The sequence below is a fragment of the Chryseobacterium sp. TB1-D10 genome, assembly GCF_059803555.1.
On the sequence record NZ_JAPFHB010000005.1, the window covers coordinates 171,647 to 191,443 of the forward strand.

Sequence of the window (19,797 nt, forward strand, 5' to 3'; positions counted from 1 at the left end):
ATCTTTGAGCTAAAGAATGGCAAACTTAAAAGAAATACGAGGCAGGATTACATCTATATCTTCTACGATGCAGATCACAAGCGCTATGAAAATGGTTTCCGCTGCGAAACTGAAGAAAGCGCAAGATGCAATCGTAATGCTAAGACCTTATTCTGAAAAACTTCAGGAGATCATACAGAATGTAAGTGCGGCGTCTGATGCAGAGAACATCTCGGAATTTGCATTGGAAAGAGAAGTGAAAAAAGTACTTTTCATCACCGTGACTTCCAACAGAGGTTTGGCCGGAGCTTTCAACTCATCTGTGATCAAAGAACTTAACATTCAGTTTTCTGCAAACGAAAACACGGAGATAGAAGTTTTGACAGTAGGTAAAAAAGCCTTCGATGCGGTGAGAAGAAACAAAACAGTTTACGAAAACCACAGTTCACTTTTCGACAATCTTTCTTTCGATCACGTTTCAAATATGACAGAGAAAGTGATGTCAGACTTCAAAGCGGGCAAATTTGATAAAGTCTATGTTGTTTACAACAGATTCATCAATGCAGCAACGCAGGAAGTAGTAACAGAGCAGGTTTTGCCAATTTCATCAACTGCAGAGGAGAAAGCTGGTTCAGCAGATATCAATGTAGATTATATCTTCGAACCGGGCAGAAAAGAAATTCTTGATGTCTTGATTCCAAAATCCATCAAGACTCAGATCTTCAAAGCTATTCTGGATTCCGTAGCATCCGAACACGGTGCAAGGATGACAGCAATGCACAAGGCGACCGACAATGCAGACGCACTTAGAAGTGATTTAAAAATCTTCTACAACAAAGCAAGACAGGCAGCCATCACCAACGAAATATTAGAAATTGTTTCTGGAGCAGAAGCGCTCAAGAACAGTTAATAAAGATAAAGTTAAAGTTAGTAGTTAGTTATAAAAAGCATTGAGGGTCAAACTTCAGTGCTTTTTATTATTTAGGGCGATTTGTATTGTAGTAATTTGGGCAGCTATTTCCGCCTTCCGCTCCCAATCTTTTTTGCTCACGATTTGTCATAAATAGAAACCTAGTAAAAGCAAAAAAGGATTTCCGCTCAAGTCGGGCTGCAGATTCTACATAAAATCAAATTTTGTTATAAAAATTCCCATCCTCTGGAGGGGATTCAAAAATTCGAAGAATTTTTGACGGGGTGGTTTACAATCTAACATCTAAAATCTCACTTCTAACATCTAAATCGAAGTTAAAAAAAATATCTATCTTTGCACAGATTGTATATAACAACATTAAATGGATTCTGATAGTTTAGTCAAACTTCTCATAGCATTATTTCTAGTTCTTCTGAATGGCTTCTTTGTAGCCGCCGAATTTTCAATAGTAAAAGTACGTTATTCCCAAATTCAGGTGAAAGCCGCTGAGGGAAACACAATGGCCAAAAAAGCCGAAAACATCATCAAAAATCTTGATGCTTATCTCTCTGCAACCCAGTTGGGGATCACACTCGCTTCCCTTGCCTTAGGTTGGGTAGGAGAGAGTGCGCTGCATCACATAATAGAAGCCACGTTCCACACTTTGAATATAGAACTGGCAGCAGCAACGGTTACTACGATTTCTGTAGTTTGTAGTTTCTTGCTGATCACAATAATGCACATTGTCTTTGGAGAATTAGTTCCTAAGTCAATTGCCATCAGAAAGTCAGAAGCGACAACACTTTTCATCGCTTATCCATTGCATGTTTTTTATAACATCTTCCGACCATTCATTTGGTTGATGAACTCATTATCCAACGCATTCCTGAAATTAATTAAAATCTTTCCGGCTTCGGAACACGATATTCACTCAACCGAGGAATTGCAATTGTTGGTAAAACAATCTGCTGACAGCGGAGAAATTGAAGAAGAAAATTACGAGATCATCAAAAATGCATTTGATTTTACAGATCACAATGCAAAACAGATTATGATCACGAGACAGAATATTTCGTCCATCGATATCAATGATGATCCGGAAGATATCATCAACCAAATTATGGATAGCGGCTATTCCCGAATTCCGGTTTATGAGGGTTCTATCGATAATATCATTGGGATTTTCTATACGAAAGAGATCATCAGAGAATACATTAAAAGCAAAGGTCAGGTTTCACACGAAAGTCTGAGAGGCTTTATGAGAGAAGCATTCTTTGTGGTTGGAAGTAAAAAAATATCCGACCTTCTGAAAGTTTTCCAGTTAAAGAAACAGCATTTGGCAATTGTCATTGATGAATTTGGAGGAACAGAAGGAATCATTACGCTTGAAGATATTCTTGAAGAATTGGTTGGGGAAATCCAGGATGAAGAGGATGAAGAAGAAAAAATTGTCGACAAAGTTGGCGAAAATATTTATTGGGTAAAAGCAACGCAGCCTTTGGACGAGATCAATGAACAGCTTCCGAAAAATATTCCGCCATCTGAAGAAGGAGAATACAATACGCTTGCAGGATTTATATTGAATGAATTGCAGGATATTCCGGAAGAGAATCAGGAATTCGATTATGGATATTACCATTTCAAGATCCTGAAGATGCAGAACAAAAGTGTAGAATTGGTTGAGCTTTTATACAACAAACCATTCCTGGAAGATATAACAGACGAGATCACTGAATAATTAAATTTTATTAAGATGAAAATCTATAATAATAAATCTTATGACGAGCCAAAACGCCAGTACGAAGAAGATGTGTTGGTTTTGGAACTGGAAGACGAAGTTTATAAATTGGTAGTTCACAATGACGATGTCAACACCTTCGATTTTGTAATTATGTGCCTCATTAATATTTGTGAACATACCCCGGAACAAGCAGAACAGTGCACAATGCTGATCCATTACAAAGGAAAATGCACCGTGAAAACAGGTGCATTAGAAAAATTAAAACCGATGCATCAGGCCTTATTAGGCAAAGGTTTGAGTTCCGAAATAGTATAAATTAACGATTGCTTTTGCGGTCGTTTTTTGTTTTAATTAAATTTATGCCTCGGCAAACCAATCTCATCTGCCTGCGGATAAGGTTTTCGGGAAGTCATACTCACATCTTCTTTGATCTGTTTGTGAATATCATATTGCTTTTCTTTATCATAAGCATATCGCGGATCAGGAATCATCGGCATCTTGGCCATTTTATGAATTGTTATCGTCGGAAAATGATAATCCACTTCCACCGTTCCCAGCAAAAGATAACAACCACCACCCTGAAATTGATATTTTTCCAAACTGTCCGGAAAATGTGCCGTATCAAAATAATCACCATTCGCATCGATCCATGTTCCGAAAAACATTGCGCCTTTTTTGGTTGGAACGTGTTTTCTGGAAATCAGATAAGCCAGCATTTTGACCTGACTTTTATGAAACTTCAATAAGTCTTTTACGAAAACATGACCTCTGAATTTGGTCTGTAACAAATCAAACGGGCTGCACGAAACAGGAAATCCGATGATCTCAACTTCATCAAAGGCATCTTCAAACTGTTCTCTTTTTAATTCAGGAAGTTTAAAATCGTTCGCAGGCTCTTCGAAAAGCGCAATGTTTCTATTTTCAATTTTATAATTAATTAGTAGCAATCTTGCCTCCACCAAAAGTTCATTTTTTGGTTTTCCTGTAAATCTGAAAGCACCAATAAAAATCAAGATTTGAATGGTTTCAATCCCAATTGGAATGCGTTTGATAAAGTTTTCTAAAGATTTGTAATCACCGTTTTTCTCCCGTTCTTCCGAAATCATTTGAGCAATTTTGGTTTCAAGCGATTGCAAAACCATAAATCCCAGATAGATTTCTTTTCCTTTTAAAATGGTTTGATATTCACTGTTATTCACACAAGGATTTTGAATGTTGGCGCCAGACATTCTCGCTTCGTGAATGTAAACTTCCGTCCGATAAAAACCACCCTGATTATTGATGACCGAAACCATAAACTCCAACGGATAATAAACCTTCAGATACAGACTCTGATAACTTTCCACCGCATATGAAGCCGAGTGCGCCTTACAAAAAGAATAGCCTGCAAATGACTGAATCTGCCGGAAAGCTTCCGCAGTCATTTGCTCCGAATGTCCTTGTTCTTTACACTTTGAAAAAAAATTGTCTTTAACTTTATTCAGTTGTTGAATAGACCTTTCCTTTCCGCTCATCGCCCGTCTCAGAATGTCACCATCTGCGTGAGAAAGTCCACCAAAATACTGTGCAATTTTTATCACATCTTCCTGATAGACCATAATCCCATAAGTTTCCTTTAGGTTTTCTTCAAACACCGGATGGAAATATTCAAACTGATTGGGATGATTGTGCCGATAAATATATTCACGCATCATTCCGCTTTGCGCAACACCAGGTCTGATGATGGAGGAAGCGGCGACCAGAATTCTGTAATTGTCACATTTCAATCGTCTTAATAATCCACGCATTGCCGGACTTTCGATATAAAAACAGCCAATTGTTTTTCCAATGGCTAAATATTCATTGCAAACAGCTTCGTCCTTAGAAATAGAAGTATTGCGAATGTCAACCTCGATTCCTCTGTTCTTTTTGATTAATTCTACCGTGTCATTGATGGTTCCCAAGCCTCGCTGAGAAAGAATGTCGAGTTTTTCAAGCCTCATATCTTCTGCAACATCCATGTCAAATTGGGCAATTGGAAATCCTTTAGGTGGCATTTCTAAAGCAGTAAAATTTGTAATAGGTTCCTCGGAAATCAAGATTCCGCAAGCGTGCATACTTCGTTGATTCGGAAATTTTTCCATCAATTTTCCATATTGGTGAACCAATTTTACAATAGAATTTTGGTCGTGGTTTTCCATAGATTTCCCAGCCAAATCGTCTAACTCTTCTTTTGGCAAACCAAAAGCTTTTCCTACTTCACGAAAAATCGATTTATATTTAAATTCTACATTAGTTCCGCAAAAAGCCACATAATCTTTTCCGTATCGTTTAAAAATATACTTCAATATGTCGTCTCTGTTTTGCCAGCTCCAATCGATATCGAAATCAGGTGGTGATTTTCTGTTAAGGTTAAGGAATCTTTCAAAATAAAGGTCAAGTTCTAAAGGACAAATATCAGTAATGCCCAAGCAATAGCTCACAATAGAGTTAGCACCGCTACCTCTTCCAACGTGCATAAATCCCATCCTATTGCTGTGACGGACTATGTCCCAAGTAATCAGGAAGTAAGAACAAAAATTAAGGTCATCAATTACTTTAAGTTCTTTCTCAACTCTTTTCTCGGCTTCTTCGTTATTCAAACCGTACCTTTTTTTTAATCCCAAATACGCTAATCTACTGAGCATTTTTACATCTGTTTCTTTTGATTTTGTGTAAGACTGCTTGTTTCTTACTTTTTGAAAATCAAATTCAAAACTACATTCAGCGAGGATTTTTTTTGTATTATTAATGATTATAGGATATTGCTCGAAAGATTTTATTAAATCGATTTCCGGTTTAAAATGTTCCGATTTTCTGCAAATCTCATCTTCAGAAAGTTTAGAAATCAAAGTATTTCCGTCAATCGCTCTCAGGATTCTATGAAGATTATATTCCTTTTTTGTACTGAAAGTAATAGGCTGAAGAACAACCATTTTATCGATTTTATCTTTAAATTCCGGTCGAATCAACAGATTCAGTTCTTCTTCCCGGATTCCAATAAATTCATTTTCTTTCAGAGTTTCGGGAATATTCTGAATTGGATAAATGACAAATACTTGATTGTAATTCGGCGCCGTTTCAGAAAGTTCAATTCCGTCACAATTATGTTGAGTTAAAATTTGATTCACTTCTCCAATTCCGCTGAATTCTTTAGCAATGGCAATATAAAGCAATCGGTTTTCTTTTCTGACTTCAATGCCGGCAATCGGTTTGATTCCACGATTTTTACATTCTTTTTTGAAATCATAAATTGCTGTGACCGTATTGATATCAGTCAAAACCAATGTTTTGATTCCAAGTTCGGAAGCTTGCTCTACCAGATTTTGAATCGATAAAGTGCCGTAACGAAGACTGTGAAAAGAATGACAGTTGAGATACATTTAATTAAAATTTTAAAAAGTTATTTACCGAAGTCATAACCAGACGCTCGCCCAAGCACGTCTTTTCCGAAACGGTTTTTGAGATAATCCATCGTCTGGTAAAGGCTCATTTGTTCTTCGGTATCCTCAAAAAGATTCATCTGATGATTGCCGTGAACCAAATCTGTAAAACGCAAACCAACCAATCTGATACGCATTCTTCTCGTATAAACCTTATTGAAAAGTTCCAAAGCGACTCGGGACAAAGTATGATCGGCAGACGTATAAGCAATCTTGTGTTGCTTGGTTTCCGTATCAAAATTGGAATATCGGATTTTGATAACGACTGTTGAAGTCAGCCATTTTTCCTGTCTCAATTGATAGGCTAATTTTTCCGCCATTCCCGAAATCAGTCTTTTTATTTCCAAAACGTCAATGGAATCTGTGGCAAAAGTCCGTTCTGAAGAAATTGATTTTTTCTCAGAGTAGGGAACGACGGGATTTTCATCAATACCATTGGCTTTCTTCCAAAGTTCTTTTCCGTTCGCACCAATCATTTGTTGAAGGACTAAAATGGGCATTTCGGAAAGGGTATGAATCGTTCGGACACCAATTCTCGAGAGAAGTTGAAACGTTTTGTCGCCAACCATTGGAATTTTTTTGACGGATAAAGGATTTAAAAATGGTTTTATTTCTTTCTCAATGATTTGAAGTTTTCCGCTCGGTTTAGATTCTCCAGTCCCAATTTTGGAAACAGTTTTGTTATTAGATAAGGCAAAACTTATCGGAAGTCCGGTTTCTTTGGTTACGGAAGCTGCAATTTCCTGAGTCCATTGGTAACAACCAAAAAATTTGTCCATTCCGGTCAGATCGAGATAAAATTCGTCGATGCTTGCTTTTTCCATTAATGGCACTTTATCCTGAATCACGTCAGTTACCAAATGAGACAATTTTGAGTAAAGTTCATAATCACCTTTCACCACCTTTGCATCGGGACAAAGTCTAAGCGCCATTCTTATCGGCATTGCAGAACGTACACCGAATTTCCGCGCTTCATACGAACAAGACGCCACCACACCGCGGTCGCCACCTCCTATTATCAAAGGGATTCCTTTAAGTTCAGAATGTTCTTTTCTCTCGCAAGAAACAAAAAACGTATCCAAATCCATATGTACAATTGCTCGATTCACGTGACAAATTTAGTTACGTTTTCAAACAAAATGATTATATTTGTTGTTACAAATTATAACAATGTCAATTTTTTCAGATAACATCAGGTTTTTAAGAGCAAAGAAAATGACGACTCAACAAGAGTTGGCAGATACTTTAATTATAACAAGATCGAGATACGTTTCTTATGAAGACGGCCGTTCCGAGCCGCCGTATGACGTTCTCATTACAATGTCGAAGTTCTTTCACATCAGTATCGATTTGCTGTTGACAGTGGACATCAGGAAATATCCTTTGGAAGAAATGATGAATCTGCCGGATAACAGAATTGTACTGCCAATCATCGTTGACAAGCTGGGAAATAACAGCATCGAAATCATTCCTCAAAAAGCGTCAATGGGTTATTTGTCAGGTTACAGCGACCCTGAATATATCGAAAGTCTTCAACGGATTTCATTACCATTTTTGACGAATGGAAAATATCGAGCTTTCCCTGCACAAGGCGATTCTATGCCGCCTTTCAAAGATGGTTCATTTATTATCGGAAAATATTTGGAAGATATTGAGGATTTGAAAATCAACAAAAGTTACATTTTCGTGACTTTGAATGACGGAATTTCCTACAAAAGATTCAAAGGTCAAAAGAAAAAATCGATTGAAGTTTCGGCGGACAATTCTTTTTACAAGCCTTATGAGATTCCGTTGAGCGAGATTGTGGAAATCTGGCAATACGCATCGGGGATTTTTCCGGAAGATTTTGAACCGGATAATTTTGATCATTATAATTTGAAAGAGATGTTTTTGGAAATCAGAAAAGACATCAAAGAGTTGGATAGCAAGGTTTCGAATTCCAAATAAATTTTAAAATGTACAGTACAGAGATGCAGCTCAGTTTGTTTGATGCAGGCGAATATTACCAATTTCCGACCGAATTATTGGATTATACCGAACATTTTTTGTCTGAAGATAGAGCAACCGAAATCGAAAAAATACTCATAGAAACTGTTCCGTGGAAACAGAGAACTCAAAAAATGTTCGATAAAGAAGTGCTGACGCCTCGCCTCACAGCCTGGTATGGCGACGAGGACAAATCTTATCATTTGGGTGGCAATGAATTCAGCGTGAATGCCTGGACGCCGGAACTTTTAGGCTTGAAATATAAAATCCAGAAATTGACTGGTCATCAGTTTAATTCTGTATTGCTCAATTTTTACAGAGACGGGAACGATTCTGTAGCCTGGCATCGGGACAAGGAAAGTGAATTGGGGAATCGGCCTGTGATTGCATCAGTCAGCTTCGGGCAAGTGAGAAATTTTGATTTTCGTAAAAAGGACAATCATCAGAACAAATATACTTTGCCACTTCAGCACGGTTCATTGCTCATTATGAAAGGCGATTTGCAAACCAATTGGGAACATCGGATTGCTAAATCTACCAGACCAATGAAACCGCGTATCAACCTTACATTTCGTAATATCAGGGAGTTGTAATTGGTTTAATTGCAATAGGTTTTTTATTTTAGTATTAAATAAATTGGGTTTTTTGTAATTTTTAAATTGATAATTTGGTAAAAAATTATTAATTTGCAACTAATTATAAAAAATATTTATGAAATTAAAAATTAACTTTCTTGTAGCCAGTTTTGCATTGACATTTTCTACAATGTACGGACAGACTACAGCACTAGAGTCCAAAGCACAGGATTGGATTTCTAAAAATTCTAACAAAATCGGAACAACATCACGAGATCATTTCGATTTAAAATCTTCAAGGAAAAGCCAGTCGGGAGAGACTTTGAGATTTCAACAGGAAATAAACGGAATTCCTGTTTACGAAGGTGATATTGCCATTCATTTTAATAAAAAAGGAGAAGTTACTTTTGCTACAGAAGTTCCGGTTTCCAAGAAGCTGAAGCAAATCAATACCACTCCGACGTATAGTAAAACCCACGCTTTTGATAAAGCTAAAATTGCAGCGAACATTGCAGGAGAAATAACTTATCAAGAAAATAATCTGTATGTTTTTGTAACGGAAGAAGGAGAAACCAAGCTAGTCCACAGAGTGATTATCAATTCTTATGATACGCCTGGGGATTGGGAAATAATGGTAGATGCACATTCCGGAGAAGTAATTAGAATCCTGGATATTGCTAATTATCATAAAGATAAACCGAAGAAAAAAGTTAAAGAAAAAACAGCAGAAGTGAAAGCTGCCGGAACAGCATATATCTTCAATCCGGATCCTCTGTCGGTGGCGCATGTGGCTTATGGTGGTGATTATGTAGATAATAATGATGCGACCAATGCAAGCTTAGATGCCGCAAGAAGTCTAGTATCATTACCGGATATTACTTTGACAAACGGAACTTATAGCCTGAAAAGTAAGTATGTGCAAGTGGCAGATTTTGAATCGCCATCCACAGGTTTGTTTTCGCAGACTTCCCCGGATTTTCTTTTTAACAGAAATGAACAAGGTTTTGAAGCGGTAAATGCTTTCTACCATTTGGATAGAAGTATGGCTTACATCAATGAAACTTTAGGAATCGATTGCAAATCAACTTTGAACGGCGGTGTATTACTTTTTGATCCTCATGGTCTTAGTGGCGATGACAATTCGCATTTTCTTCCTAGTTCCCAAAGACTGGCTTTCGGAGAAGGCTGTGTAGATGATGCGGAAGATGCAGATGTGGTGTTGCACGAGTTCGGGCACGCTATTCATTATTGGATTACCGGTCTCAAATCTTCGTCTTCCCAAGGTTTAGGTGAAGGTTCCGGAGATTACTGGGCTATGTCATACAGCAGAAGTTTGAATCAGTGGGCTCCTTCTGAAGCTCATTACAACTGGATGTTCAGCTGGGATGGTCATAACACCTGCTGGGCGGGTAGAGTCACCAACTATGCACCGAAATATCCTACATCCAATATCAACAGTTCTTCTGCCATTCACGCAAACGGACAGATCTGGGCGACTATGCTGATGAAAATCTATGACAAAATAGGTAAAGAAAAAACAGACAGAATATTCCTGGAAGGACTGGGCATGACCAATTCTTCTGCGACTCAGCAGACTGCAGCCATTGCGGTAAGACAAGCTGCGATTGATATGGTAGGAAATTACGGTTTTACTTGTGATGATGTAGCAATCATTTCTCAGGAGATGGCCGCAACTGGCTATACGATGCCCGCATACGAATGTATTACTTTGGCTGTAGCTGATATTAATAAAAATCAAGTGTCAGTTTATCCTAATCCGGCGACTGAAAGTTTAACTGTTTCTATGGACTTCAAGAAGACTGAAACGGCAGAGATTTATAGCTTAGAGGGCAGAAAGATTTCTGAGTCTAATATTAATGCAAATAATAATGTCATCAATATTTCTAAACTTAGCAAAGGTATTTACATGTTAAGAATAAAAGGAACTGATGTTGTTCAGAAATTCATTAAGAATTAATAAGAAAATTATCATTAAAATTAAAGCAACGGACATAATGTTCGTTGCTTTTTTATTTCTTGTTTTTATAATATTTAAAAATGATATAAGCTTTTTTCGAAAAACCTGCGTATGTTTTGATAAAAAGACACGTGTGTTTTACTCAAAAGACACGAGAGTTTTAATGAAAAGACACGTGTGTTTTAGTGTACTCTTGCAAGAGCTTTATTCATGGGCTTTTTAAGAGGTTGTTTTTTTTGTTTGATTAATGATAAATAAGAGTGGATTTCCTCCAATGTTCTATAAAAAAACCGTCTTGTTTTGACACGAGACGGTTTTATTTTTAGAATTTCACATTTACTATTTTTTCTTCACCATTACGTTTTATGGTCACAGGATGTTCCTCACCGGAGTTCACTTTTGCAAGGCAATCCATATAAGAATACACTTCTTTTACCTCACATTTTCCAATTTTTGTAAGAACGTCACCCTGCAGGATTCCCGCATTCGCAGCCGGTCTGTTGTCGATCACACCATCTATGGCCATTCCGTCTTTGCTGTCTGCATAGCTTGGCATAATTCCCAGAGTTACCTTGTACTTCGGAACTGCTTTGGTTGTAGAAACTTTGGTTTTTACAAACGGAATATCTTTTTCGTTTCCTAATGCATTTGCTAGGTTGAAAACATAATTGGTGATCACTTTTTCTCCCGGATAATTTATTTTGTCTGCATCATCCGTAGGCTTGTGATAATCGGTATGCGTTCCTGTGAAAAGGAAAAGAACCGGAATGTCTTTCAGATAAAAAGATGTGTGATCACTCGGTCCTACACCGGATTCGTCCAACGCCAGATTGATTCCTGCAGGTTTGTATTTCTTAACCAATTCCGGTAGGATAGGAGAGGTTCCAACACCGCCCACGGTAAGATCTTTGTCTTTGTTAAGTCTTCCGACCATATCCATATTGATCATAAAAGCGGTATTTGGATATTTTGTTTTGATGGTTTCTGCCAGTTTTTTAGAACCCATCAAGCCATCTTCTTCCCCTGAGAATAATGCGAAAACGTAATTTACATTTTCTTTAGCTTTATTTTGAGAAAACATTCTTGCTAATTCCAGAACAGCGGCTGTTCCGGATGCGTTATCGTCGGCTCCGTTGTGGATTTGTCCTTCGGAATTTGCAAGGGTAGAATTGTGATGTTCATTAAGTCCTAAATGATCGTAATGCGCACCAATGACAATTGTTTTTTCCGCTTTGTTATCCAGAACAGCAATTACGTTTTTACCTTTTACAGGTGTGGAAGTTTTATCATCATGTGGGTTTAGTTTGACACTGTATTCAAAATTTTGGATAAATTCTTTACCTTCATAAGGTCTCAATCCTAACTTTTTAAATTGTGCAGAAAGATAGTTTGCGGCTTTTGTTTCTCCTTCAGAACCTGTCAGTCTTCCTTGCAATTCATCGGAAGCCAAATAAGAAATGTGTTTTTTAAGATTGTCTTCGCTTACGACTTCCGTCGGATCACTGTCCACCCAATCTGCAATGAAAACGTTGGTCTCGTGCTGCTTTTCACCTTGTCTGTTGCTTGCGAAAACTAACTTTTTCCCATCCGGAGAAAACATAGCAAATGCATTAAATTCACTTTCGTAAGTAATCTGCTGAAGGTTTTTACCATCAAGATCAATCATATATAACTGAAAATCATAACCTCTGGTAGAATGATGGTTGGATGAGAAAATAATTTTCTTGTCCGTTGGATGAAAGTACGGTGCCCAATTGGCTTTGCCAAGATTGGTAATTTGTTTAAGATCTGATCCGTCGATATTCATCGTGTAGATTTCCATTGCTGTTGGCGCAACCAGATTTTCTGCAAGAAGTTCTTTGTAATCTTTGATTTCTTCATCAGTTTTTGGTCGCGAAGAACGGAAAACCAGTTTTTTGCTGTCGTGAGAGAAAAATGCGCCGCCATCATAACCCAAGCCGTTGGTTAATTGTTTTAGATTTTTACCGTCAATATCCATAATCCAGATTTCCAGATCTCCGCTTCTTGTGGAAGTGAACGCGATCTTTTTACCGTCTGGCGACACAACTGCTTCTGCATCATAACCTTTGGAATCAGTGAGTTGCTTTGTGATTTTTCCACTAAGATCAGTTTCATAAATTTCGAAATCGGAGTAAACAGGCCACAGATATTTACCATCTTTTCTCGGAGCAGGCTTTGGCGGACAAGCTTCAGAACCTTTATGTGTGGAAGCGTAAATAATGTGCTTTCCATCCGGCATAAAGAAGGAACAAGTCGTTCTTCCTTTTCCAGTCGATACCCTTTTCAAGTTAGATTCTGCAGGTGTTTGAGTCAAGTCATAAAGAAATATCTGATCGCATTGCGCACCAACTGCCGGATTCGTAACCTGCATTGTCAGCATCTTGCTGTTTGGTGAGAAATATGCTTCGGCATTATCTCCACCGAAGGTGAGTTTGGTAATGTTTTTTAGATTCTTTTCCTGAGCGAAATATAATGTGGAGATCGCAAGCAATGAGAGTATTGAAAGTTGCTTTAATTTGGTATTAGATAAAAACATAGTTTAATTTTTATTAAGAACAAATCTAATGTTTTTGATATGGATAAAAAAATAAGCCTTAAGAATAAGGCTTATGATTTTTGTTATGAGGATATTTTAGAGTTATTTTAATGAGTAATTTTCAAGGCGATCTTCATAATTATAAGTTCCTACAACAGAATGACAAACACATTTCACCAGTCCAACTCCTTCTTTATAATTATATTCTACAAGTTTCGGAATTATATTCTGATTTTGGGCATTTGGTGTGAATTGTCCGTTATAAGGCAAAACTTGATAAATTTGATTATTAATTGTTATCGTTGTTTCTGGGTATAATTTATAAAATACTTCTCCAAATTCAATAAAACCATGGTCTTTATATGTATAAGATAAATCTCTTCCTGGATGTTTTACACGTTCTAAATTATCAGAGCTATTTCCTTGATTAAAATAGTTAGAATCTAATCTCAACAAATGACCTTTATCATTAACTCTCCAATATTCATAATATATGTAATTAGGATTTTCTTTATAACTATGTTTCACTTTAGCATATTTCTTATTATTTAAAGTTACTTCACTAATGATTTTTAAAGTATCAATTTTACCAGAGAATTTGAATTCAGAGTTATAATCGGCTCTGTCATAAGTTTTGTAAACCCACTCATTTCCAACTTTTAAATTAAAAAAAGGCGTTTCTGTTGTTTCTTCATTGATAACATCCTCCGGTCGAGAGCAAGAAGTTAGCACAAGGAATACTGCCAATAAGGCAAAAAGATTTGTTTTCATGATGATAATTTTAATTTAATAGATTAACGTTAATATTTAATAAGTATTTCATGAAAACTAAAAAATCCTAAGAAATGTCTTAGGATTGATATTTTAAGCGATTTTTTTTGTCTATTCAATAATAATTTTTTTAGAAATCCGTTTGTCATCGATTGATATCGTTCCAAGGTAAATACCGGGTGTCAAATGGGAAATATCAACACTGTTTATATTCTGTTTCTTAATTAAAATCTGATTACCACTCATATCTGTAAGTTCAAATGTGAAAGCTTTGGAGTTACCAGCCATTTTCACATTCAATATATTCTTTGCCGGATTAGGATAGAATTCCACAGATTCCAACATTTTTGAAACTAAAATATCTTCTGTTGCCAGAACGGTTTTAGAAGCCACAGCAAAATGCTGAATGGCGCCTACAGCCGCCTTACCGACATTGCGGACATAAATCGGATCCATATTTACCAGCAAATCGTTCGCTGTGTGAACATAAGGATTGTTGTAACCGCCTTCATATTCCCAAAAACCTGTGATGATTTCTCCATTTTGCTGAAAAGGAACATAATCTGTACTTTCTGCAGGATCAAAATCCACACCCAGAGGAGAATATAAAGTTGTGCAGTTCGCCAATTCCTGAACGGCTGTTGCCGCTGCAGCGTTGTTAGATGTTGGGTTGCTTAGGTCTTTGTCACAATAGATTTTAGTATTGGCTTTGGTTGCCAGTCCACCTACTTGGTCCAGATTTACAACCACTTTGATGTCCATTTTAGGATTGGTTCCATTTACAATTTGGGATACATATCTTGAGCTTCCCAAAAGTCCCTGTTCCTCACCAGAAAAATGAATGAATTTAATTGAGTAATCTGTCGGTACATCTTTTAAAATTCTTGCGATTTCCAAAATAATAGACGTTCCGCTTCCGTTATCATTGGTTCCGGGACCATTAATGGAATCGAAATGTCCGCAGACAATCACAAACTTATTTGGATAAAGCGTTCCTGTTTTGGTAACGATTAGATTTTTGGAAGAAAATCCATTTGCTGTCCAAGAATGCTCTTGAAAATTGTTTGCAGTGTAACCGAATGCTGCATATTTATTCTTAAGCCAGTTAAAAGCGTTGGTATTTTGCGTGCTTCCTGTTCTTTTCACGCCTAGAGCTTCGAATTCCTGCAGGTAGGTATTCACATTGGCTTGCGAAACCAGATTGGCTCTGTCTTGATAGGCTTGGGAAAAAGTCTGTGCATTTACAAATTGAAGAGATGTCAATAAAACCAATAAACTGATGTATTTTTTAAACATTACTTTGATGAATTTCAGCAAAAATAGAAAAATCCTGAGATATTTCTCAGGATTTTATATTGATAACAAAGATTTGTAATTATTTTACTTGATCTACAACAGCTTTGAAAGCTTCCGGATAGTTCATTGCAAGGTCTGCAAGCACTTTTCTGTTTAGCTCGATGTTGTTTTTCTTAAGAGCTCCCATAAACTGAGAGTAAGTCAATCCGTGCTCTCTGGCTCCAGCGTTGATACGCATTACCCAAAGGCTTCTGAAACTTCTTTTTTTCTCTTTTCTACCACGGTAAGCATAAGACATTGCTTTTTCTACCGCATTTTTTGCTACTGTCCAAACGTTCTTTCTTCTACCGAAAAAACCTTTAGCCTTTTTTAAAACTTTTTTTCTACGCGCTCTGGACGCAACAGAATTTACTGATCTTGGCATAATTTAAATTGTTTTTTTGAAAAGGGCGGAACTAATTGAATAGAACTCTTAGGGGCACCGTTTCAGGGTTAATTTTTGAATTGTTTTAATTCTTATAAACCGAAATGATTTATAAAAACTACTTTAACGCTAATTGACGTAGAACACTTTTCTTGTCCACTTCTGCAACGTAAGAAGTTTGCGTTAGATTTCTCTTTTGCTTAGTTTCTTTCTTTGTCAAGATGTGGCTTTTGAAAGCACCTTTTCTTTTGATCTTTCCGGTTCCGGTAAGAGCAAAACGCTTTTTAGCACCTGATTTCGTTTTTAATTTTGGCATTGTTTTGCTTTTTATGTTTTGTTATCAATATCTATTTTTATTATTAATGAATATCTTCACGAATAATAGTTTGCAAAATTACAAAAAAAATCTGAGACTCAGACTGTAAAATCTGTGTTTCGTTTTATTAATTAAATTCAAAAAAACCTCAAAAACAAATTTGAGGTTTTATATATCAATTGAAATATATCAATATTATTTAGCAGGCTTTTTAGGACTCATCATCATAATCATTCTTTTTCCTTCCAGTTTAGGAAGCTGGTCTACTTTCCCAACGTGCTCCAGATCCTGGGCAAGTTTCAAAAGAAGAATTTCTCCTTGGTCTTTGAAGATAATCGAACGGCCTTTGAAGAAAACATAAGTTTTCAGTTTAGAACCTTCTTCCAGGAATTTCTCAGCGTGCTTTTTCTTGAAGTCATAATCGTGATCATCAGTCTGAGGACCGAATCTGATCTCTTTTACAACTACTTTTATTTGCTTCGCTTTTAGCTCTTTGGTTTTTTTCTTTTGCTCGTACAAGAATTTTTTGTAATCAAGGATACGAGAAATGTAAGGTTCAGCTTTATCAGAAATTACGACAAGGTCAAGCTCTTGTTCCCTTGCAATTTCTAAAGCTTTTGATAAAGGATAAACTCCCGGTTCTACGTTGTCACCAACAAGACGTACTTCGTTTGCACGAATTTTTCCGTTGATTTGATGGAGGTCTTCTTGGACTGGACGTCTCATCGGGCCTCTGCTGTTGTTTCTTTTTAGTGCTATGGTTTTAAATTTTAAAATTAATAATTTGTTGTCAGCTTATTGGTTTGCTCCCAATTCAAATGCTGGTTTTGCCTGCTCTTTGAAGTAAGAGATGAATGCATCTACTGTCATTTCTCCCAAATCGCCTTCGCCTCTTCTTCTTACAGAAATCGTACCGTTATTTTCCTCGTTCTCACCTACAATAAGCATAAATGGTAACTTTTTCAATTCGGCATCACGGATTTTCTTACCCGTTTTTTCGTTTCTGTCGTCTATCAATCCGCAAATATCGTGAATTTCCAATGATTCTGAAACTTTTTTTGCATAATCTGAATATTTTTCACTGATTGGCAAAATAGTAAACTGTTCCGGACTCAGCCAAAGTGGGAAATCTCCCGCCGTATTTTCAATTAATATCGCAATGAAACGTTCCATAGAACCAAACGGCGCTCTGTGGATCATCACTGGTCTGTGCTTTTCGTTATCGCTTCCGTTGTACCAAAGATCGAATCTTTCCGGTAAATTGTAATCTACCTGAATAGTTCCTAACTGCCAGCTTCTTCCCAATGCATCTTTTACCATAAAGTCAAGCTTCGGACCGTAGAAAGCCGCTTCGCCATATTCTGTTACGGTTTTCAGACCTTTTGCTTTTGCAGCAGTTACGATGGCATTTTCTGCTTTTTCCCAGTTCTCATCGGAACCGATATATTTGTCTCTGTTTTCTTTGTCTCTTAATGAAATTTGAGCCGTAAAATCAGCAAATCCAAGTGAACCGAAAACATAAAGTACAAGGTCAATCACTTTTTCAAATTCCTGCAACAATTGGTCTGGTGTACAGAAAAGGTGCGCATCATCCTGAGTAAAGCCACGAACTCTTGTCAAGCCGTGTAATTCTCCGGACTGCTCATATCTGTAAACTGTACCGAATTCTGCATAACGCTTCGGCAAATCTTTGTAAGACCATTGCTGCGCTTTGTAAATCTCGCAGTGGTGCGGGCAGTTCATTGGTTTTAATAAAAATTCCTCACCTTCATTTGGTGTTTTGATTGGCTGGAAACTGTCCTCGCCATATTTCTCCCAGTGTCCGGATGTGATATATAATTCTTTCGCTCCAATGTGCGGAGAAATCACGAATTCGTAACCTTGTTTTTTCTGAGCTTTGGAAAGGAATTCTTCTAATTTTTTTCTAAGCGCAGCGCCTTTTGGCAACCAAAGTGGAAGTCCGGCACCTACTTTTTCTGAGAAAGCAAAAATCCCCAATTCTTTACCCAGTTTTCTGTGGTCTCTTCTTTTTGCTTCTTCAAGTCGTTCAAGATATTCTGTCAGCTCTTTTTGTTTTGGGAAAGAGATTCCGTAAACTCTGGTCAGCTGTGGATTTTTCTCATCACCTCTCCAGTAAGCGCCGGCTGCGTTCAATATTTTTACAGCTTTTACAATTCCTGTTGATGGGATGTGACCACCTCTACAAAGGTCTGTAAAGTTGTCGTGCGTCACAAAAGTGATTTCGCCATCAGGAAGGTTTTCAATCAATTCAGTTTTGAAAGGATTGTCTGCATATTCTTTCAGCGCATCAGCTTTAGAAACTTCACGTAGGTTGAAAGTCGAATTTTTCTTAGCATTTTCCAAGATTTTCTTTTCCAGCTTTTCGAAGTCTTTTTCAGACAATGGTTCTCCGCCGAAATCTACATCATAATAGAATCCGTTAGCGATGGCAGGACCGATTGTCAGCTTCGCTTCCGGATAAAATTCCATAATAGCCTGAGCCAGCAAGTGGGCAGAAGAATGCCAGAATGCTTTTTTACCCATATCGTCATTCCACGTCAGTAGTTGCACTGTAGAATCCGCCGTGATTGGGGTTTCAACTTCTGTCTGTTTTCCGTTTACGACGGCAGAAATGGTGTTTCTTGCCAAACCGTCACTGATACTTTGTGCAACTTGCAGTGGCGTAACTGCTCCTTCATATTCTCTGATGCTGCCATCAGGAAGTGTAATTTTTAGCATAATGGTTTAAAAATAATGTGTGCAAATTTACGAAATTCCATCAATATTTCAAGCTTGTATTTTGTGATTGAATACTTTACTGAATATAAAAAAATAAGAGCCGAAAAAATCCGGCTCTTATTAAGTAAAATATAAAATTAAAATTCATTCAGATTAATCTTTTTTGCCCTGAGAATCCATCTCGTCAGACATTCCTTTTTCCGGCTTGTAAGCGGCGCCACGGTCATCTGTGAAGTACAAATCGTTTTTCGCTTTTGCAATAATTCTTGCTCTTGTAGATTCCGGAATTGGGTATTCGTGGTGTGTATCCGGATATTTTTCCGTCAGGTAACCTCTTGTTTTTTCCTCTACATCAATTGCACCGTTTTCATCTAATATTTTTTTAGCAGCGTTAGCATCGTCTTCTGTTTCTGCATAAACTGTAATTGTGTTGCTGTCGATGCTTGCATACTCGTAGCGGTCTGTTTCTACTGCATTTCTGTCAAAAAGCCAGTCGAAGAACCCTCTGTTGTCTTTGGTTTCAACTTTGTCTAAGGCTTCTATTTCAGAATTGGCTAAGGAATATTCATATAATCCAGCTTCTTCCAGTTTTGTGATAACATCTCTGCTTTCTGCTTCGTTTGGGAAAATCCCGATAATCGTGTAAGACATAATAATATTTTTTTGGTGGTTAAACTTATTTCCCATACCCAAACAAAAATGATGACACAATCCACTGCAGAACAAAATTTTAACAGTATTTAAGATTTAGGCGCCTTTATCCGTCCTCCGCTCCCAATCTTTTTTGCAGGAAGTTTTAAGATCAATAGAAAACGAAGTCACGCAAAAAGGATTTCCGCTCAGGCCGGGGCACGCTTCGCCAAATTGAACTTTTGGCCATAAAAAAACCTTCCAGTTCATCCGAAAGGTTTCCATAGTTTGATTTATTTAAAAAAAAAATTGCTATAGCACAGAGGTTATGCAGCCCGGCCTGAACGGAACTCCTTTTTTGCTTGTTCAAACGCCAATCCTGTAGACCATTCGTCGTGCAAAAAAGAGTGGGAGTGGAGGACGGAATAGCTGCC

At 37.3% G+C, this 19,797-nt stretch carries 16 protein-coding genes; 6 read left to right on the plus strand and 10 right to left on the minus strand.

Translation table 11 applies throughout. The features are described from left to right. Positions 1–16: 16 nt before the first annotated feature. The 3 genes from atpG (at position 17) to OPU68_RS08710 (ending at position 2,945) form a co-directional block, all read left to right on the plus strand. Positions 17–889, plus strand: coding sequence for an ATP synthase F1 subunit gamma (gene atpG, locus OPU68_RS08700; RefSeq protein WP_498473595.1), 873 nt, complete (start codon positions 17–19; stop codon positions 887–889). A gap of 382 nt (positions 890–1,271) precedes the next feature. Continuing rightward, positions 1,272–2,627, plus strand: coding sequence for a hemolysin family protein (locus tag OPU68_RS08705; RefSeq protein WP_498473596.1), 1,356 nt, complete (start codon positions 1,272–1,274; stop codon positions 2,625–2,627). Between the two features lie 15 nt (positions 2,628–2,642). Beyond that, entirely contained in the window at positions 2,643–2,945 is a 303-nt protein-coding gene (locus OPU68_RS08710; RefSeq protein WP_498473597.1) for an ATP-dependent Clp protease adaptor ClpS, read from the plus strand. 32 nt (positions 2,946–2,977) lie between these two features. On the opposite strand, the gene OPU68_RS08715 is transcribed toward OPU68_RS08710, so the two are convergent. Together OPU68_RS08715 and dinB are read right to left on the minus strand one after the other, a co-directional pair. Further along, complete coding sequence (locus OPU68_RS08715) at positions 2,978–6,031, minus strand: DNA polymerase III subunit alpha (RefSeq protein ID WP_498473598.1); 3,054 nt, start codon at positions 6,029–6,031, stop codon at positions 2,978–2,980. Between the two features lie 20 nt (positions 6,032–6,051). Beyond that, a complete protein-coding gene (gene dinB, locus OPU68_RS08720) occupies positions 6,052–7,200 on the minus strand; it encodes a DNA polymerase IV (protein WP_498473599.1) in 1,149 nt (382 codons plus the stop codon). A gap of 61 nt (positions 7,201–7,261) precedes the next feature. Between dinB and OPU68_RS08725 the strand changes: the two genes are divergently transcribed. The 3 genes from OPU68_RS08725 (at position 7,262) to OPU68_RS08735 (ending at position 10,630) form a co-directional block, all read left to right on the plus strand. Next, complete coding sequence (locus OPU68_RS08725; RefSeq protein ID WP_498473600.1) at positions 7,262–8,038, plus strand: XRE family transcriptional regulator; 777 nt, start codon at positions 7,262–7,264, stop codon at positions 8,036–8,038. An 8-nt stretch (positions 8,039–8,046) separates the two neighbouring features. Further along, positions 8,047–8,670 (plus strand): alpha-ketoglutarate-dependent dioxygenase AlkB family protein, encoded by a 624-nt coding sequence (locus OPU68_RS08730; RefSeq protein WP_498473601.1) that lies wholly within the window; start codon positions 8,047–8,049, stop codon positions 8,668–8,670. Between the two features lie 118 nt (positions 8,671–8,788). Beyond that, the gene (locus OPU68_RS08735) at positions 8,789–10,630 is read left to right on the plus strand and encodes a T9SS type A sorting domain-containing protein (RefSeq protein WP_498473602.1); all 1,842 of its coding nucleotides are present in this window, start codon (positions 8,789–8,791) and stop codon (positions 10,628–10,630) included. A 322-nt stretch (positions 10,631–10,952) separates the two neighbouring features. Here the strand turns inward: OPU68_RS08735 and OPU68_RS08740 are convergent, their stop codons facing one another. From OPU68_RS08740 to OPU68_RS08775, 8 genes are all read right to left on the minus strand, one after another. After that, positions 10,953–13,187: a M20/M25/M40 family metallo-hydrolase gene (locus tag OPU68_RS08740; RefSeq protein WP_498473603.1), complete on the minus strand. Its 2,235-nt coding sequence runs from the start codon at positions 13,185–13,187 to the stop codon at positions 10,953–10,955. Positions 13,188–13,289: 102 nt separating this feature from the next. Then, positions 13,290–13,958, minus strand: coding sequence for a hypothetical protein (locus OPU68_RS08745; RefSeq protein ID WP_498473604.1), 669 nt, complete (start codon positions 13,956–13,958; stop codon positions 13,290–13,292). A gap of 111 nt (positions 13,959–14,069) precedes the next feature. Then, positions 14,070–15,254, minus strand: coding sequence for a M28 family peptidase (locus OPU68_RS08750; protein WP_498473605.1), 1,185 nt, complete (start codon positions 15,252–15,254; stop codon positions 14,070–14,072). Between the two features lie 79 nt (positions 15,255–15,333). Beyond that, positions 15,334–15,678 (minus strand): 50S ribosomal protein L20, encoded by a 345-nt coding sequence (rplT, locus tag OPU68_RS08755; protein WP_034965198.1) that lies wholly within the window; start codon positions 15,676–15,678, stop codon positions 15,334–15,336. 118 nt (positions 15,679–15,796) lie between these two features. Then, entirely contained in the window at positions 15,797–15,994 is a 198-nt protein-coding gene (rpmI, locus tag OPU68_RS08760) for a 50S ribosomal protein L35 (protein WP_034965196.1), read from the minus strand. A gap of 195 nt (positions 15,995–16,189) precedes the next feature. Further along, complete coding sequence (gene infC / locus OPU68_RS08765) at positions 16,190–16,720, minus strand: translation initiation factor IF-3 (protein ID WP_051878375.1); 531 nt, start codon at positions 16,718–16,720, stop codon at positions 16,190–16,192. Positions 16,721–16,789: 69 nt separating this feature from the next. Further along, complete coding sequence (thrS, locus tag OPU68_RS08770) at positions 16,790–18,733, minus strand: threonine--tRNA ligase (protein WP_498473606.1); 1,944 nt, start codon at positions 18,731–18,733, stop codon at positions 16,790–16,792. Between the two features lie 153 nt (positions 18,734–18,886). Continuing rightward, positions 18,887–19,384, minus strand: a complete 498-nt coding sequence (locus OPU68_RS08775; protein WP_498473607.1) for a hypothetical protein — start codon at positions 19,382–19,384, stop codon at positions 18,887–18,889. Positions 19,385–19,797: the final 413 nt, after the last annotated feature.

Coding starts and splice junctions, on each gene's coding strand:
- OPU68_RS08750 (WP_498473605.1), bottom strand. CDS start 15,254: ATGTTTAAAAAATACATCAGTTTATTGGTTTTATTGACATCTCTTCAA.
- OPU68_RS08740 (WP_498473603.1), bottom strand. CDS start 13,187: ATGTTTTTATCTAATACCAAATTAAAGCAACTTTCAATACTCTCATTG.
- OPU68_RS08775 (WP_498473607.1), bottom strand. CDS start 19,384: ATGTCTTACACGATTATCGGGATTTTCCCAAACGAAGCAGAAAGCAGA.
- OPU68_RS08715 (WP_498473598.1), bottom strand. CDS start 6,031: ATGTATCTCAACTGTCATTCTTTTCACAGTCTTCGTTACGGCACTTTA.
- rplT (WP_034965198.1), bottom strand. CDS start 15,678: ATGCCAAGATCAGTAAATTCTGTTGCGTCCAGAGCGCGTAGAAAAAAA.
- OPU68_RS08710 (WP_498473597.1), top strand. CDS start 2,643: ATGAAAATCTATAATAATAAATCTTATGACGAGCCAAAACGCCAGTAC.
- OPU68_RS08725 (WP_498473600.1), top strand. CDS start 7,262: ATGTCAATTTTTTCAGATAACATCAGGTTTTTAAGAGCAAAGAAAATG.
- atpG (WP_498473595.1), top strand. CDS start 17: ATGGCAAACTTAAAAGAAATACGAGGCAGGATTACATCTATATCTTCT.
- OPU68_RS08730 (WP_498473601.1), top strand. CDS start 8,047: ATGTACAGTACAGAGATGCAGCTCAGTTTGTTTGATGCAGGCGAATAT.
- OPU68_RS08745 (WP_498473604.1), bottom strand. CDS start 13,958: ATGAAAACAAATCTTTTTGCCTTATTGGCAGTATTCCTTGTGCTAACT.
- OPU68_RS08735 (WP_498473602.1), top strand. CDS start 8,789: ATGAAATTAAAAATTAACTTTCTTGTAGCCAGTTTTGCATTGACATTT.
- OPU68_RS08705 (WP_498473596.1), top strand. CDS start 1,272: ATGGATTCTGATAGTTTAGTCAAACTTCTCATAGCATTATTTCTAGTT.
- rpmI (WP_034965196.1), bottom strand. CDS start 15,994: ATGCCAAAATTAAAAACGAAATCAGGTGCTAAAAAGCGTTTTGCTCTT.
- infC (WP_051878375.1), bottom strand. CDS start 16,720: ATGAGACGTCCAGTCCAAGAAGACCTCCATCAAATCAACGGAAAAATT.
- thrS (WP_498473606.1), bottom strand. CDS start 18,733: ATGCTAAAAATTACACTTCCTGATGGCAGCATCAGAGAATATGAAGGA.